This is a genomic window from Maribrevibacterium harenarium, assembly GCF_006385675.1.
Taxonomy (GTDB): Bacteria; Pseudomonadota; Gammaproteobacteria; order Pseudomonadales; family Marinomonadaceae; genus Marinomonas; species Marinomonas harenarium.
Map to the genome: position 1 here is coordinate 108,329 of NZ_VFRR01000001.1, position 14,701 is coordinate 123,029.

Annotated in this window: 10 protein-coding genes; 5 read left to right on the plus strand and 5 right to left on the minus strand. The window is 48.3% G+C overall.

All coding sequences use genetic code 11. From position 1 onward, the window contains the following. Positions 1-114: 114 nt before the first annotated feature. Positions 115-3,246, minus strand: a complete 3,132-nt coding sequence (locus FJM67_RS00600) for an efflux RND transporter permease subunit (protein ID WP_140586673.1) — start codon at positions 3,244-3,246, stop codon at positions 115-117. 12 nt (positions 3,247-3,258) lie between these two features. Further along, positions 3,259-4,353, minus strand: a complete 1,095-nt coding sequence (locus FJM67_RS00605; protein ID WP_140586675.1) for an efflux RND transporter periplasmic adaptor subunit — start codon at positions 4,351-4,353, stop codon at positions 3,259-3,261. 249 nt (positions 4,354-4,602) lie between these two features. On the opposite strand from FJM67_RS00605, the gene FJM67_RS00610 reads away from it, so the two are divergent. The 4 genes from FJM67_RS00610 to FJM67_RS00625 are packed head-to-tail and all read left to right on the plus strand — an operon-like array spanning position 4,603 to position 11,540. After that, positions 4,603-6,507, plus strand: a complete 1,905-nt coding sequence (locus FJM67_RS00610) for an ATP-binding cassette domain-containing protein (RefSeq protein WP_140586677.1) — start codon at positions 4,603-4,605, stop codon at positions 6,505-6,507. 3 nt (positions 6,508-6,510) lie between these two features. Continuing rightward, complete coding sequence (locus tag FJM67_RS00615) at positions 6,511-7,098, plus strand: DUF2760 domain-containing protein (RefSeq protein ID WP_140586678.1); 588 nt, start codon at positions 6,511-6,513, stop codon at positions 7,096-7,098. After that, complete coding sequence (locus FJM67_RS00620) at positions 7,099-8,856, plus strand: Hsp70 family protein (RefSeq protein WP_140586680.1); 1,758 nt, start codon at positions 7,099-7,101, stop codon at positions 8,854-8,856. Then, positions 8,853-11,540, plus strand: a complete 2,688-nt coding sequence (locus FJM67_RS00625) for a hsp70 family protein (protein ID WP_140586682.1) — start codon at positions 8,853-8,855, stop codon at positions 11,538-11,540. Before FJM67_RS00620 ends, FJM67_RS00625 begins: the two co-directional genes overlap by 4 nt. A 43-nt stretch (positions 11,541-11,583) precedes the next feature. Here FJM67_RS00625 and FJM67_RS00630 read toward each other — a convergent pair whose 3' ends face one another. The 3 genes from FJM67_RS00630 to FJM67_RS00640 all read right to left on the minus strand — a co-directional run bounded on the left by FJM67_RS00630 (position 11,584) and on the right by FJM67_RS00640 (position 13,485). After that, a complete protein-coding gene (locus tag FJM67_RS00630; RefSeq protein WP_181161393.1) occupies positions 11,584-12,234 on the minus strand; it encodes a GGDEF domain-containing protein in 651 nt (216 codons plus the stop codon). Between the two features lie 33 nt (positions 12,235-12,267). Further along, positions 12,268-12,585 carry a hypothetical protein gene (locus FJM67_RS00635; RefSeq protein ID WP_140586686.1) on the minus strand — a complete coding sequence of 106 codons (318 nt, stop codon included), beginning with the start codon at positions 12,583-12,585 and terminating at the stop codon, positions 12,268-12,270. A 402-nt stretch (positions 12,586-12,987) separates the two neighbouring features. After that, positions 12,988-13,485 carry a hypothetical protein gene (locus FJM67_RS00640; RefSeq protein ID WP_140586688.1) on the minus strand — a complete coding sequence of 166 codons (498 nt, stop codon included), beginning with the start codon at positions 13,483-13,485 and terminating at the stop codon, positions 12,988-12,990. Positions 13,486-13,518: 33 nt separating this feature from the next. Between FJM67_RS00640 and FJM67_RS00645 the strand changes: the two genes are divergently transcribed. Beyond that, positions 13,519-14,661 (plus strand): M14 family metallopeptidase, encoded by a 1,143-nt coding sequence (locus tag FJM67_RS00645; RefSeq protein WP_140586690.1) that lies wholly within the window; start codon positions 13,519-13,521, stop codon positions 14,659-14,661. Positions 14,662-14,701: the final 40 nt, after the last annotated feature.

A 14,701-nucleotide genomic window follows, 5' to 3' on the forward strand; every position in this document is an offset into this window, starting at 1 on the left:
GTCGTTACCATAAAAACCTCCCCATTATGGAGAGCATGAAATCGACAAACAAGTCGCACGGGTAATTTTTTGTCAATAGTGCAAAAAAATAGCCCGCATTTGCGGGCTATCGGATCAAGCTTCTTCAACTTGGAGACTTGCGAGTCGTTTACGCTCGCGTTTTGCATAACCTAACACTAACAGGCAAGGCGTTAGAATTAAGGTTAAAGGCGTAGCAAACAGCAATCCCCCTGCGATAGCAGTAGATAACTGCGTCCACCATTGTGCCGATGGTGCGCCGATACTCATTGACTGATGAATCAGGTCAATGTTTAGCTGGAATACCATAGGTACGAGACCCAAAATGGTGGTGATTGTTGTCAGCATTACCGGACGCAGGCGCTGTACGCCGGTTCGTATAGCGGCTTCTTTCACCATCATTCCCTGCTTTAGCAAACCATTAAAGGTATCAATCAAGACGATGTTGTTGTTTACAACGACACCGGCGAGGGCAATAACACCGACCCCACTCATCACGATACCAAAGGGTTCACCTTTTAGCATTAAGCCGATAAAGACCCCCATGGTAGAGAAAATTACCGCACTCAAGATCAGTAGACACTGGAAGAAGTTATTGAACTGAGTCACCAAAATGACGGCCATGATAAAGAATGCAATGCCAAAAGCCTTCATTAGGAACTGACCGGATTTTTGTTGATCCTCTGTATTGCCCCGGAATTGGTAACTCAGTGAAGCGGGTAGAGCAGCTTCTTCGAGCTCTGCACGAATTTGCTTAATCACCTCGTCGACGACTAAACCATCCTGAACGTCAGCTTGAATGGTGACCGTCTTCTTACCGTCGACACGATTTACCAAGCCTTGTTCGGGGGCAGCATAACGGTGTACAAAATTGCTAATCGGCACCGATCCGCCAGCCGTTGGGATATGCAGTTGATCAAGTTGATCTAGGCTTCGTTGGTTAAGCGGATAGCGTAGCACGATATCAATCTTGTCATCGGCGCCGTCCGGCAAAAAATCCCCTAAGGTAATGCCATTGGTTACCAGTTTGATAACGTTCCCGAGCGCATTGACATCGACTCCGTAGCGGCTGGCTTCTGCGCGATCGATTTCCATACGCCATTCAATGCCTGGTAGTGAGCGATCATCGGTTACCGATACAATTTCGCTACGGCCATTCAGTTTAGCGGTAATTTCATCCGCTGCGGAATAAAGCACCTCGGTGAAATTCGAGCTTAGTTGCAACTGAATGTCAGAACCCGATTGTGGTCCACCTTGTTGCACTGCAGAGGCTACCTTGATACCAGGAATCGTGCTGGTACGAGCGCGAATTTCATCGAGGATAACCGATGCGGGGCGACGTTCGTTCCAATCCGTAAATTCCATGGTAATGGTACCAATCGCATCAGGTGCGCCGTTATTACCAGGTTTAATATAAGTAGTAGATACCACACTCTTAAGTTCGGGATGGCCCAAAACCATGGCTTCAACCTGGCGTACCAAGGCATCTTTTTCATCTAAAGATAAGTTGCCGCGGGCACGTACTTCCAAGTTTGCGACCTCAGGCTCCACATTAGGGAAGAACTCGACTCCGTGTCCAAATTTCCCATAGCTCATGATCACGCCAACAAAAAGCATAATAGCAAACAGGAGCACAGTTTTCGGGAAGCGAACCAGCAATTTTAGCACCTTGTAGTAGGCACCGGTTAGACCCGTTAGCTGTGCAAGATCGCCAGACTCCGCAACGCGCAATGATTTGAGCGTTTTTTCGGTATAGGCGCCACGTTTACCAATCAATGATCCCAAGGTTGGAAGAACGATTAGCGCCATCACCAATGACGAGGCTAGGGTGGCGATAATGGTAATTGGCAAGTAACGCATGAACTCGCCAACGATATCTGGCCAAAACAGTAAGGGCATAAATACCGCTAGGGTAGTGGCCGTAGAAGCGATAATAGGCCATGCCATACGCTTCGCCGCTTCCGCATAAGCCTGACGCCGGGAAGCGCCTTCAGCAAGTTTGCGGTCGGCATATTCGGTAACTACGATAGCGCCATCTACCAACATACCTACACTCAGAATCAACGCAAACAGCACCACCATGTTGATGGTGAAGCCCTGTGCATGAAGGATCAGGATTCCAGCGAGGAAAGCCCCAGGGATCGCCAAGCCCACCAATATGGACGAGCGAATGCCCAATGCCCAAACGATCACAATCATTACCAACAAAGTGGCCGCTAGTACGTTATTGAATAAATCGTTGAGAGAGGTCTCAATCTCTTTGGACTGGTCTTCAGTAATAGAGTATTGAACGCCTTCTGGCCATGCTTCACTTTCTGCAGCAACAACGCCTTTAACTGCCTCGATAGTGTCAATGATATTGGCACCGACACGCTTGGAAACGGCTAGGGTAATGCTGCTTTCGCCGGAAACACGGGCATAGCTAGTAGGGTCTTCAAAAGTAAGCTCACCAGTTGCTACGTCACCTAACAAAACCACGTTGTTGCCGTCTACCTTGATGGGTAGATTTAGAATGTCTTCTTTGGTTTTTAGAAGTCCGGGGACTTTCAGGGCGAAACGACCTGCCCCAGTATCTAGGTTGCCAGCAGCGACCAGACGGTTGTTGCCTGATACAAAGGCGGCAACTTCGGTGAGCGACAGGTGGTAAGCATCGAGTTTTTCTTGGCTAATAATGATCTCGGCACGTTGATCCCGGTCGCCGCTAATGGCCGCCTCCAGTACGCCTGGTACCGCTTCAATGCTGTCTTGGAGGTTATTGGCAACCCGACTAAGTTGCGCAAATTCTACCTGACCAGCTAGATTGATACGGATTACCGGAAATTCAGATAAGTTGATTTCATTAACAGTAGGCTCATCGGCATCCGCTGGCAGATCGTTTTTCGCCCGGTCAACTTTGTCTTTTGCATCACTGATGGCTTGGTCGATATCGACCCCAGACTCAAATTCTAAAATAATCGACGCATGACCTTCAGATGCCGTGGATTTGAGTTCCTTGAGTCCTTCAAGACTGCGTAATTCCTGCTCTAAAGGATGTACCAACAAGCTGTCTGCATCTTCTGGTGAAATGCCTTCCAAGGAGACCGAGACGTAGGCCATGGGGATGGTAATGTCGGGGCTGCTTTCCTTGGCGATATCGATATAGGAAACCGTGCCAGAGATGAGTATTAATGCAAACAGCATCAACACCGTGCGCGAGCGCGCCAGTGCGGCTTCAATTAGACGTTGCACAATATAGCTCCTTTAATTTTGGTAATGTGCTTCGACAACGTCACCGGCAGTGACGAATCCTTGACCTACGGTGATCAGGTTCACATTTTGCGGTAATCCTGTAACCCACACATGATCGCGTTCGGACTTAATGACTTTGACTTTGTTTTGTACGACTCGATTCTCAAAATCTAGGGTTTTTACTGCCGTGTCCCCTTCTGCGTCAATGCTTAATAATGCTGGCGAGAACGCGTGGGCGAGGGTTTCATCTAAGACGAAGTCAAGTTGCGCGGTGACCGCGGCAGGGATGGCATAGTCATCATTAGGTACGGTTAATTCCACATCTAAGGTGCGGGTATTGCTATTGGCATTGGCACTTACATAGGATACGTGACCCACAGCATCATTGCCGTTCTCAAAACGTACATTGACACGGGTGCCTTCGTGTACCTTGCCCACATGGGTCTGAGGAATGCTGGCGCTCACAGTAATTGGATTTAACGCTAGTAGAGTCCCTATCTGGGCACCGGCTGACAGCACTTGACCCTCATTTACGCTTAATTCGTTGACGATGCCAGTGAACGGAGCGATCAAGGTGGCGTTTTCCAGCTGCACTTCCAGCGACTTGAGTGTCGCCCGCGCACTGGCTAGAGCTGCGTCGGCTTGCGCTACATTCACTTGAGAGGATAGATTTCGGCTTACCAGTTGGCGCACACCATCAAGCTCTAGTACGCGTTGTTTGACTAACGAACGAGCTTCCACAATATTGGCTTCAAGGGCGCGAGTGTCCATTTTCAAGACAGCGGCGCCTTTTTCCACCAACTGCCCCTTTTTCACCAATACCTCCGTTACTTTTCCGCCAACAGCAGGAGTGAGCGTAAGTGTGTCCGTGGCTTGCGTGTGACCGCTCAAAGGTAACGTATTAGCGACGTATTCCGCCGTGATGGTTTTAGCTTGAACCTTTGCTAGTAAGCGCTGCTCCGGGTTCTCGGCAACTGGTGCTTTAGGTGGCGGAGTGGTATTACCTTGCGCAGTAGTAATGCCATTACCGCCAGCGACCATCCAAAATACCGCGGCCGACGTTAAGGCAACCGCGGATATTGGACCAACTCGATTTTTTAGACCCATTCGTTACTCCATTAGACAAAGATCGGTTAAAAGTATTTGGGAAGTATATGCGTAATTAAACGTAATTTTGACCATCATACCTAGTTATTACAGATAAAATGTAAAAATAAGGCGTAAGTGGCGTTAATTAACGATAGGTGTCATACGTAACCGATACTCTTTTGGGTCCCATGCCGTTTTGGAGCGTTAACCGAGCTGCAAATAAGTGGTAACATCGGCGCTCAAATTTGATAAAGCAGTATCCATTCTATGAGTTTGTTAACCCTTGATAGTGTCTCAGTTGCCTTTGGCCACAACCCATTGCTAGATCATGTTAGCTTTGCTGCCGAGCGGGGTGAGCGTATAGCCGTAATCGGGCGCAATGGCACCGGTAAATCCACCCTGTTAAAAGTGATCGCTGGTGACATCATTCCCGATGATGGAGTGGTGCGTATTGAAGGCGGTATGCGAGTCGCCCAATTGCCTCAAGAACTTCCCGAAGCGGCTAACAAAACCGTACGTGAAGTGGTCAGTGAAGGGGCTGGGAATTTGCACCTGCTGATGCAACGTTATCAACAACTGCTAACCGATATCAGTGTCGATCATCATGATGAATTGATGGAAATTCAGGGCGAGCTAGACAAACGCCAAGGATGGGATTTAGAGCAACGAGTCACCCACATGTTGCAGCGTCTCGACCTTCCTGGCGAAAAACTCATGGCAGAGTTATCCGGGGGCTGGCGTCGACGGGTGATTCTGGCTCAGGCGTTATTATCAAATCCAGATATATTGCTATTGGATGAGCCCACCAACCACTTAGACGTACCCACCATCGAATGGATGGAGGGACAGTTAAAAAGCTTTAACGGTCTTATTCTACTCATCACCCACGACCGACGCTTTCTGGAAAATGTTGCGACTCGCATCATCGAGTTAGACCGCGGCTCATTGTTGTCTTTTAATGGTGGCTTGACTGCCTTTTTAGAATTTAAAGATAAGCAGTTAGAAGAAGAAGCCCGCAATAATGCCTTATTTGACAAAAAGCTGGCGGAAGAGGAAGTTTGGATTCGCCAAGGCATAAAAGCGCGCCGTACTCGTAATGAGGGTCGGGTTCGGGCTCTGAAAGCCTTGCGAGAAGAGCGCAAGGCTCGTATTGAGCGCCAAGGCAACGCCAAAATACAGATCAGTAAAAATGAAAAATCTGGCAAGCTGGTAGCTGAACTTACACAAGTCAGCCATGGATTTGCTGGTCGGACTCTATTTAAACCATTTGATATTACTATCCAGCGCGGCGACCGAGTAGGACTTATCGGAGCCAATGGTTGCGGCAAAAGTACCTTCCTCAAAATCCTGTTAGGACAACTCACACCAGACCAAGGTGAGGTTCGCCTAGGTACTAAGTTGGATGTGGCTTACTTTGATCAGCTCAGGGAGCAACTGGATCCAGAAAAATCAGTTATTGACAACGTAGGAGATGGCAAGGATACCATCGAGATCAACGGTCGCTCTCGGCATCTAATCGGTTATTTGCAAGACTTTCTATTTCCGCCAGAACGGGCCCGTACCCCAGTCAAAGCCCTGTCCGGTGGTGAGCGTAACCGAGTGTTGCTAGCTAAGTTATTTACCAAACCTGCAAACCTGCTGGTGATGGACGAGCCCACCAATGATTTAGATGTGGAGACCTTGGAACTACTCGAAGAGTTGCTGGTGGAATACGATGGTACCTTGATCCTAGTTAGCCACGATCGGGCATTCTTGGACAACGTGGTATCCAGTACGATTGCTTTCGAAGGTAATGGTTCGGTTAGAGAATATGTTGGTGGCTACCTAGACTGGCTCCGCCAAGGTGGCAAGTTTACTGAAGCTGAGCCCCAACAGGGCCCGTCTAAAGCAACTAATGTTGAAAAAGACAAGCCTGCTAAAGCCTCTACGCCAGTGAAGAGCAAAGCGAAGCTGAGTTACAAGCTGCAACGGGAATTGGATGCTATGCCAGATACTATCGCTGAGTTAGAGGCAAACTTGGAGCGATTAAATGAAATTACTTCCGCTGCAGATTTTTATAGCCAAGAATCACAAACAGTACAGCAAATGCTTGAACAACTCGCCCAAGCAGAAGCCAAGCTTGAAGAAGCTATGGAGCGTTGGGTTGAATTAGAAGAAATGCAAAACGGATAACACATGAGCAAAACAATTTCCCCTGTTGGCTTTTTGCCACGTTTTTTTGGTGCTTTTGGGCAATTTTTTAAATATTTGGGCAGCGGCAACTACGCCGCACGTTGCCAGTTAATTGGGGCTGGCGAGAAGTTTGCCTTTGAGCAGGCTCCGGAAGTAGTTACCGAAACAGTCGAAGTGATACGTGAAGTGGAAAAGCCCACGTTAATGAGTGCCAGTTCTGATGGCGCGCTACAGCTATTACAGCTATTGCAGCAAGAGGCACGCTTTATTGATTTTGTGCAGGAGCCAATAGATGCCTATACGGATGCCGAAGTAGGTGCTGCCGCTCGACAGATTCATGCGGGTTGTAGCAAAGTTGCTCTGCAATACTTTAGTTGGGATAAGGCCTATCAAGGGGATGAAGGTGCCCGGGTAGAAGTGCCTGCTGGCTATGATCCACACCAAATTCGTTTAGAAGGTCGAATCCAAGGGGAGGGGCCATTTGCTGGTACCTTAATCCATCCCGGTTGGACGGTAACTCAAGTAGACCTGCCCCAAATCGCGGATACAGCAGCCCTTAAAATCATCGCGCCAGCTCAGGTGGAGGTGTAAATGGCACAATACTTTGTTGGCATCGACTTAGGAACAACCCATTGCGCCGTATTTTATGGTTGTCATGGGCAATCTGAATTAACTCAGTTGCTTATTCCACAGCTCACCGCACCGGGTAGAGTCGAAGCGCGACCACTTTTGCCATCTTTTGTATACACCCCCCATGCAAGCGAACTGCTAGATAGCGATCGCATTCTGCCATGGGGACGTAGCGAGACAAACGTGATCGTGGGGCAGCTCGCCCGAGATTTGGGCGCAAAGTCCCAAGGGCGGATGGTACAGAGCGCCAAAAGCTGGCTTTGTCACAGCAATGTGTCGGCAGACGAAGCAATATTGCCGGTCGACGCCGTTGACGATATCGATAAGATGTCGGCGAAAACAGCGTTAGAACACATCCTTTTCCACCTCGTTGCCGCATGGAACCATGCCTTCGCCGATGCTCCTTTAACAGAGCAAGAAGTGGTCATTACGGTGCCAGCCTCATTTGCCCCCGCAGCCCGGGTGAATACTGAGCAGGTTGCCCAGAATTTGGGCATCAATGCGCGTCTTATGGAAGAACCCCTAGCTGCTTTTTATGCATGGCTGGCGGATACCCCAGATTGGCAAAGCCAATTAGAGGTGGGCGATCAGGTATTAGTGGTGGATATCGGTGGTGGCACCACAGATTTATCTTTGATTGCTGTAACAGAAAATGCCGGTGAATTAGACCTAGAACGTATCGCCGTTGGAAGGCATATTTTGCTTGGCGGTGACAATATGGATATGGCCCTGACCTATCATGTTGCCAATAAGTTAGCGCAACAAGGTAAAACTCTGGAGTCGTGGCAAATCACCGGTTTGACCCAAGCTTGTTGTCAAGCGAAAGAGAGCTTGCTTGACGTTGGCGGCCCGGAAGAATTTTCCGTTACCGTCCCTAGTCGGGGGCGGAGTTTGTTTAACAATGCTATCACCAGCACGCTGAATAAAGACGAAGTGGTACAACTGGTGCTTGAAGGCTTCTTTCCGCAGGTCACCTTGGACGATCAGGTGCAGCAAGGGCCGCGGGAGGGTTTTGCGACCCTTAATTTGGATTATGAACGTGATCCAGCGATCACACGCCATATTTTAGATTTCTTGCGGCGCTCTGAAGCTCTCCCAACGAAGGTGCTCTTTAATGGCGGCGTGTTTAATGCCAAGCCAATTGCCGATTTGTTGCTACAACGTCTGCGCTCACTGCTGCCGGCGGATTGTGTTCTTGATCAGTTGCAACCTGCCCATTTGGATCACGCGGTCGCGAAAGGGGCAACCTACTATCAATACACCAAAGTAAACGGTGGCTTGAAGGTTAAGAATGGTCTAGCGGCAAACTACTATATTGGTATTGCTAGTCCAATGCCAGCTATCCCGGGAATGGCTCCGCCAGTGGATGCTTTGTGTATTGCACCGCTCGGTTTGGAAGAGGGGGGCGACGAGCAAGTGTTACCGAATGAGTTTTCATTGATCGTCGGCGAAACGGTGCGGTTTCGCTTCTTCCAATCGAATCACGCTCAAGCAGATCGCCTTGGTAATCTGATTAATTCCTTTGGTGTCGCCGCCTTGATCGAATTGCCACCGATAGAGCTAACCTTAGCAGCGGGCGAGTCTGCCCCTGGAGACATGGTGCGAGTCTACCTTTCTTGCCAAGTAAATGATCTCGGCATCTTGATGTTGCGCGCCCATGAGGTAAACAGTGATCGAAGTTGGCAAATTGAGTTTACCGTACGGGAGAGTAACGGGTGAGTCAGTTTCAAATTGGCATAGACTTGGGTACCACCAACTGTGTGCTGGCCTACCGACCAATGGAGGGTGGAGCTGCCCAAGTCTTGCAAATACCGCAGCGTATGGCGGACGGTTCGGTGCGGTCGTTTCCGTCTTTACCCAGCGCGATTTATCTGATCGGCAAAGATGAGCAAGGCGCTTTAGGTCAAGGCTTACCTTGGTCTAAATTGGAACAGCAGGGGTATATCGTCGGTAAGGGTGCCTTAGAGTTGGGGCAGCGCCGGTCTGGGCAGTTGGTGCAAAGCGCCAAAAGCTGGCTCAGTCATCGGCTGGTAGACCGACGCGAAGCGGTATTGCCATGGGGTAGTGATATTCCGAATAAAGTTTCGCCATTTAATGCGACGCAAATACTGCTGACTTACTTGGCTGACGTTTGGCGACATTCGTTTCCTGATGCGCCAATGCACGAACAGATGGTAGCGCTAACCTTACCGGCGTCCTTTGACGAAGACGCTCGGGCACTAACCTTGGCAGCAGCCAACGCCGCAGGTTTAACCAACTTATTCCTGCTGGAAGAGCCACAAGCAGCAAGCTATCACTATTTAGCGAACATAGATAATCACGACCAGTTAGCCCAAGCAAAGATGATGCTGGTGGTGGACATCGGTGGTGGCACAACAGATTTTAGTCTGGTGCGGATACGCTCCACCAATGACGGCAAAATTGCGCTTGCTCGAGTCGCTGTTGGTGATCATCTATTGCTTGGTGGTGACAACTTGGATCAAGCGTTAGCGTATCAACTAGATCCTCAGCAGATCGCGGGATTGTCCGCCACGCGTCTTGCCTCGGTGGTACAGCAAACGCGACAAGCGAAAGAATTGTTGCTATCCGACGGCGGCCCAGCCCAAGCAATCTTAACGGTTCTGGGGGCTGGAAGTCGCTTAATTGGAGGCTCGCAAAAATTTGTCGTAGAGCGCGATAAGTTGGTTGAGCAATTACAGTCCGGCTTTTTGCCCCTGTGTGACTTTTCCGACCAAGTGATTAAGTCCGGGTATGCCGTTCATACCCTGGGGTTGCCTTACGAGCAGGATGCTGCATTCACTCGTCATTTAGCTCAATTTCTTCGTACCCATCGCAGTGATATCGAACAAGCCTGTGACAGTGCCGTGCCAGATTTGGTTCTATTTAACGGTGGATTATTCAATAGCCCTCTTATTCGTAGCAGACTGATCGAGGCATTAAATCACTGGCGTGAAACCCCGGTCTCCATTTGTGGTTATGACGCTCCTAATGAAGGCGTAGCCCTCGGTGCTGTCCAGTATTTGCGCGCATTACAAGGGGACAGCTTACGCATAGAGAGCGGTGCGCCACATCATTTGTTGCTGCAAGTTGATGAGGACAAGTTTGTCACCTTGTTAGCGAAGGGAACTCTAACCGGAGCGGATGTTACACTGGAGCAGCGTTTTGTCGCCAAGATTGGTGATAGTGTTCAGTTCCCGCTTTATCGCGCCGATGATGCGTTCCAATTAGCAAGCGGTGACTTGGTCACTAATGAGCCTGACCGCATCCACTATGTCTCCAAATTGATTACGGAGCTGGACGGTGGTCACGGGGAAAACCTAGAAGTCTCTCTTAGCGCCTGCCTTACTGAAGTCGGGGTACTGCGGGTTTCTATCAGGAGTGGGGATGGACGCCAATGGGAATTGCATTTCGCCGCTCAAACTACTGGCAAAGCCTCTGTAGATGAAAGCCAAAGCAGTTTAGCGCTACATAAAAATATTGGTCAGGCGGAAGAGCTACTAGCCCACTGTTTTACCGCGGCGGGTCAAAAGGCTGATCCGGATTTGATAAAGTCTCTAAGAGGAAAGCTGGAGTCCCTGTTAGGGCCCCGTGAAAGCTGGAATCTCCCGACCTTACGTCGTTTAGGGGATAAATTTTTGGCGCTTAAATCAGGAAGAGGGAAATCCGCTGCCCACGAGCGTAACTGGTTACAATTGATCGGGTTCTGTCTGCGGCCTGGATACGGTGCCGAAGGGGATGAGCAGCGTATTCAAGCGTTAATTAATGCCACTCAAAATGGAGTGAAATTCGATGAAGCGGCGGTGTGGTCCCAGTATTGGACCTGTTATCGTCGAGTCGCTGGAGGTTTGGATGTTGCTCGTCAGCAGCATTTGTACCAACAGTTTGCTAAGTACTTTTCACCGGCGGGGCAACGTTCCCGAGCTTTGCAAAGTGAGCTACCTAAACGTGCTGCCGATGACCTCATTCGCCTAGTGGGGGCCCTAGAGCGGCTGCCTGAAAGTACCAAATTAGAATGCTCAGATTGGCTAATAAAGCGATTGGCTAAATCGAGTGAGCCTGATACCGGGTGGTGGACAGTGGGGCGTTTGTTCTCTCGACGCTTGCTACTTTCGGACGTCCAAGTGGCCTCCCAAGAGCGGGCGTTAAAAATGGTTCAAAAAGCACTGCAAGAGGACTGGCGTAAACGCAAGCAAGCAGGATTAGCTGCCGTGCTAATGGTGCAACCTAACGATGATGAGCCGTCAGAGATAGTAGCGCTACGTAACAAAGTGTCTGCGAAACTGACGAAAGAAAAGTGCCCAGATGCTTGGTTAGAGCGATTACAGCCATCAGGCGAATTCGATGATGAAGGTTTATCCCAGTTGCTTGGGGAATCCTTGCCGATAGGGTTACAGCTGGTGTAGCAGTTAAAATGGGCGACACAATGTCGCCCATTGTTCTTTGCAATTAGAAAAGGTCGATATCACCGGATTCAAGCTCTTCCTCTTCCACAAGTCCCCGCGCCTTCATGTCTTCATAGAAAGTAATCTGGTTGCGTCCGTTGTCTTTACTAAAGTAAAGCGCTTTATCGGCGTGGTCTAACAGGGTAATGTGAAATACCGTGTGATCGAAGCGCGTAGCGCCAATGCTGACACTGAGCTTTTCCCCTTCATTTACTAGGATACGTTCCACCGCTAAACGAAGGTTCTCGAGTGACTGCATGCATTCCTGTTTCGTTTGATCTTTCAGTACCACTACAAATTCTTCGCCACCGAAGCGGAATAATAAATCAGTCGGTTTAAAGGCCTGTTGTAGTGTGCGCGCCATGTGGATCAGGATTTCATCCCCATAGAGATGCCCATATTTGTCATTGATATGCTTAAACAAATCAATGTCAATGATGGCTAGCCAAGTACAGGGCGCCTGGTCCCCTTCCTGAGACATTGGGTCTGAAAAATGTTGATAAAGCTTGACGATTGACTCATCGAAGGTTTTGCGATTCATCAAGCCAGTCAACTCATCTGTCTGAGATTCTGCCAACAAATTACTGAAATTATTGTAGATGCTGAGCATACCTTTAATGATATATAACTCTGATTTGTTCAGCTTCTTATCCAATCCCATCACCAAAAACTGCGACTGTTGACGTGATTACTTCAGTAGATGGCAGTAAAAGTAAGTATCGCCGCTAGTGCTGACATGTTCCTCTAGGCTCCAGCTATGCATGTACTCGACGGCATCACTTACTACCTCTGGAATGACAATATTCTTATATTTGTATTGGCAGGTATCACTAACGATAGAGATCTGACTCACCGGTCGATCTCTATGGTCAAAATTGATAATGGATGCGTCCTGCGTTGCAAACATGCTCTTGATGCTTTTCAGCAAACTAAATGCCAATAGCTCTTTGTCACGTTGGGAAGTGAAATGCTCAATGTGGTGAAGCAAATTGTTGGATGTCGTCACGCAGTTTGTACCTATGTTTCGCTTTATCATCTCTCGACCAAAGTCGATGATTTTTATAATCGTCAGGCTAAATAATATCGCACCAGACTGAGGTATGCATGGGGTAAGTGAATGAGGTTACATTTTATTCCATTTGCATGGGTCTAAAGTGAGTTTGCATTCATTTTAATGCATAGGCGCTTACAAAAACATCGATCCAGCAATAAACCATATATATTAATAACTTATTGGTATTATTGCTGAGATCGAACCATCAACTGGCTGATTGAAGGTGATTAAGTTAATTTTAAGGTAATTAAATGTAAGTATTTGTTTGCCAGACAAAGTATCGCCTCTGAATCAAATGCTAAAGCTAAGTCGACTTACTTTTTCTAAAGTATGTGGTATTTCGCATTTTGTCGGTTAGGTAAGGTCGGGCAGTAGGTTGTTGTCAGCCGCGAGTTGCAAGATCAACAGTACTTGTTCATCTGGTGACATAAGGTGTAGCGGAGTAGAAAGTTCTTCACCTTCGATAATTGCGTGGAAATTTTCCCCCTGAAGTTGATACCATTCGCTAACAGATCGTACTTCGAAGCTAGGGTCTTGGTGTTTAACAGCAAAAATAGCTTCAACCAGTGGTGAGACCTGTTCAGGTTCTAAGGCATAGACTACATCGGTATCTAATTCGCTTAACCACTCTGTCAAAATATCTTGAGCCTCGTGGCCAAACTCGTAAAGTTGCTGTTCAGATATATGTTGGGCATTAGGTTCAATTGGCGCTTGCTCAAGCCACTCATCATCTGGAATAACCAATACTTCTTTGATTTCCCCATCGTGGTTAGACCAAGTAAAAAGCACAGGATAGATTGGATCATCGGCAGAGTTAGCGACAGCTGCAATGAATATCGGTAAACTTGACATAATGACTGAATAACACCTTTGTTAGGGATTTTTATGACGAATCATATCAGAATCAGTAGTTTTTTCGATGCTGGCAATATCGAAGTAGTTGATGCCAAAGCGCCCGAAGACATCCGCCTACGTATTCGTAAAGACAGCCAGTCCGAGTTTCTGCAGTGGTTCTATTTTCGCTTGCAGGGCGGTATGGGTGAAAATTGTGTTATGGTCTTGGAGAATGCCCAACAAGCCGCCTTTGCCGAAGGTTGGGAAGGATACCAAGCTGTTGCGTCATATGATAGAGAATACTGGTTTCGAGTGCCAACCAAGTACGTCAATGGTCAGCTAGTCATCGAACATACGCCTGATCAGGACAGTGTTTACTACGCCTATTTTGCTCCTTACAGCTACGAGCGCCATCTCGATATGTTGTCTTGGGCGGCTTCCCATGAGGACTGTATCACCCATCATCTAGGAGAGACGGCCCAAGGTAGAGATATAACCTTACTGGAAGTGAGCAAAACCCAAGGGTTAGCCAAAAACATTTGGATTATTGCTCGTCAGCATCCAGGGGAAACCATGGCGGAGTGGTTTGTAGAAGGTCTGCTAGAGCGTCTCTTTGATGAAAATCACCCAGTTGCGCGAGCGCTGCTACAGCAATGCCGCTTTTATATCGTTCCCAACATGAATCCAGATGGCGCGGCCTTGGGGAATCTGCGGGTAAATAGCAAAGGCGTGAACCTAAACCGTGAGTGGAACCGTGCCACTATGGAGCGCAGTCCAGAAGTACTTGCAGTACAGAAAAAAATGGCGGAGACCGGGGTCGACCTATTTCTCGATATTCATGGTGATGAGTCCATACCGGCGAATTTCGTAGATGGTTGCTCCGAAGTGCCAAATTTCACTGAGTCTATGGCAAAAGCTGAACAATTGTTTACCGACACTTTACTTGCGGTGAGTCCTGATTTTCAAACGGAACTGGGGTATGAAAAAGACCGCTACGGGGAGGCCAACCTATCCCTTGCATCTAAATGGGTTGGTAACACCTATGAATGTTTGTCCTTAACCCTAGAAATGCCGTTTAAAGATCATGATCCATTGCCTGACCCAATCACGGGCTGGTCACCAGAGCGCGCCAAAATATTGGGTGCGGATGTGCTCTACCCAATTTATCAGGTTATAAATGCCAAATTGGCTTGAAAGGCATAACTGATAAAAAAGGGGCCTAATCGCTGTTCGA

Bases quoted from the DNA above. Each gene is read 5' to 3' on its own strand.
- FJM67_RS00645 (WP_140586690.1), top strand. From the start codon at position 13,519: ATGACGAATCATATCAGAATCAGTAGTTTTTTCGATGCTGGCAATATC.
- FJM67_RS00610 (WP_140586677.1), top strand. From the start codon at position 4,603: ATGAGTTTGTTAACCCTTGATAGTGTCTCAGTTGCCTTTGGCCACAAC.
- FJM67_RS00615 (WP_140586678.1), top strand. From the start codon at position 6,511: ATGAGCAAAACAATTTCCCCTGTTGGCTTTTTGCCACGTTTTTTTGGT.
- FJM67_RS00620 (WP_140586680.1), top strand. From the start codon at position 7,099: ATGGCACAATACTTTGTTGGCATCGACTTAGGAACAACCCATTGCGCC.
- FJM67_RS00640 (WP_140586688.1), bottom strand. From the start codon at position 13,485: ATGTCAAGTTTACCGATATTCATTGCAGCTGTCGCTAACTCTGCCGAT.
- FJM67_RS00605 (WP_140586675.1), bottom strand. From the start codon at position 4,353: ATGGGTCTAAAAAATCGAGTTGGTCCAATATCCGCGGTTGCCTTAACG.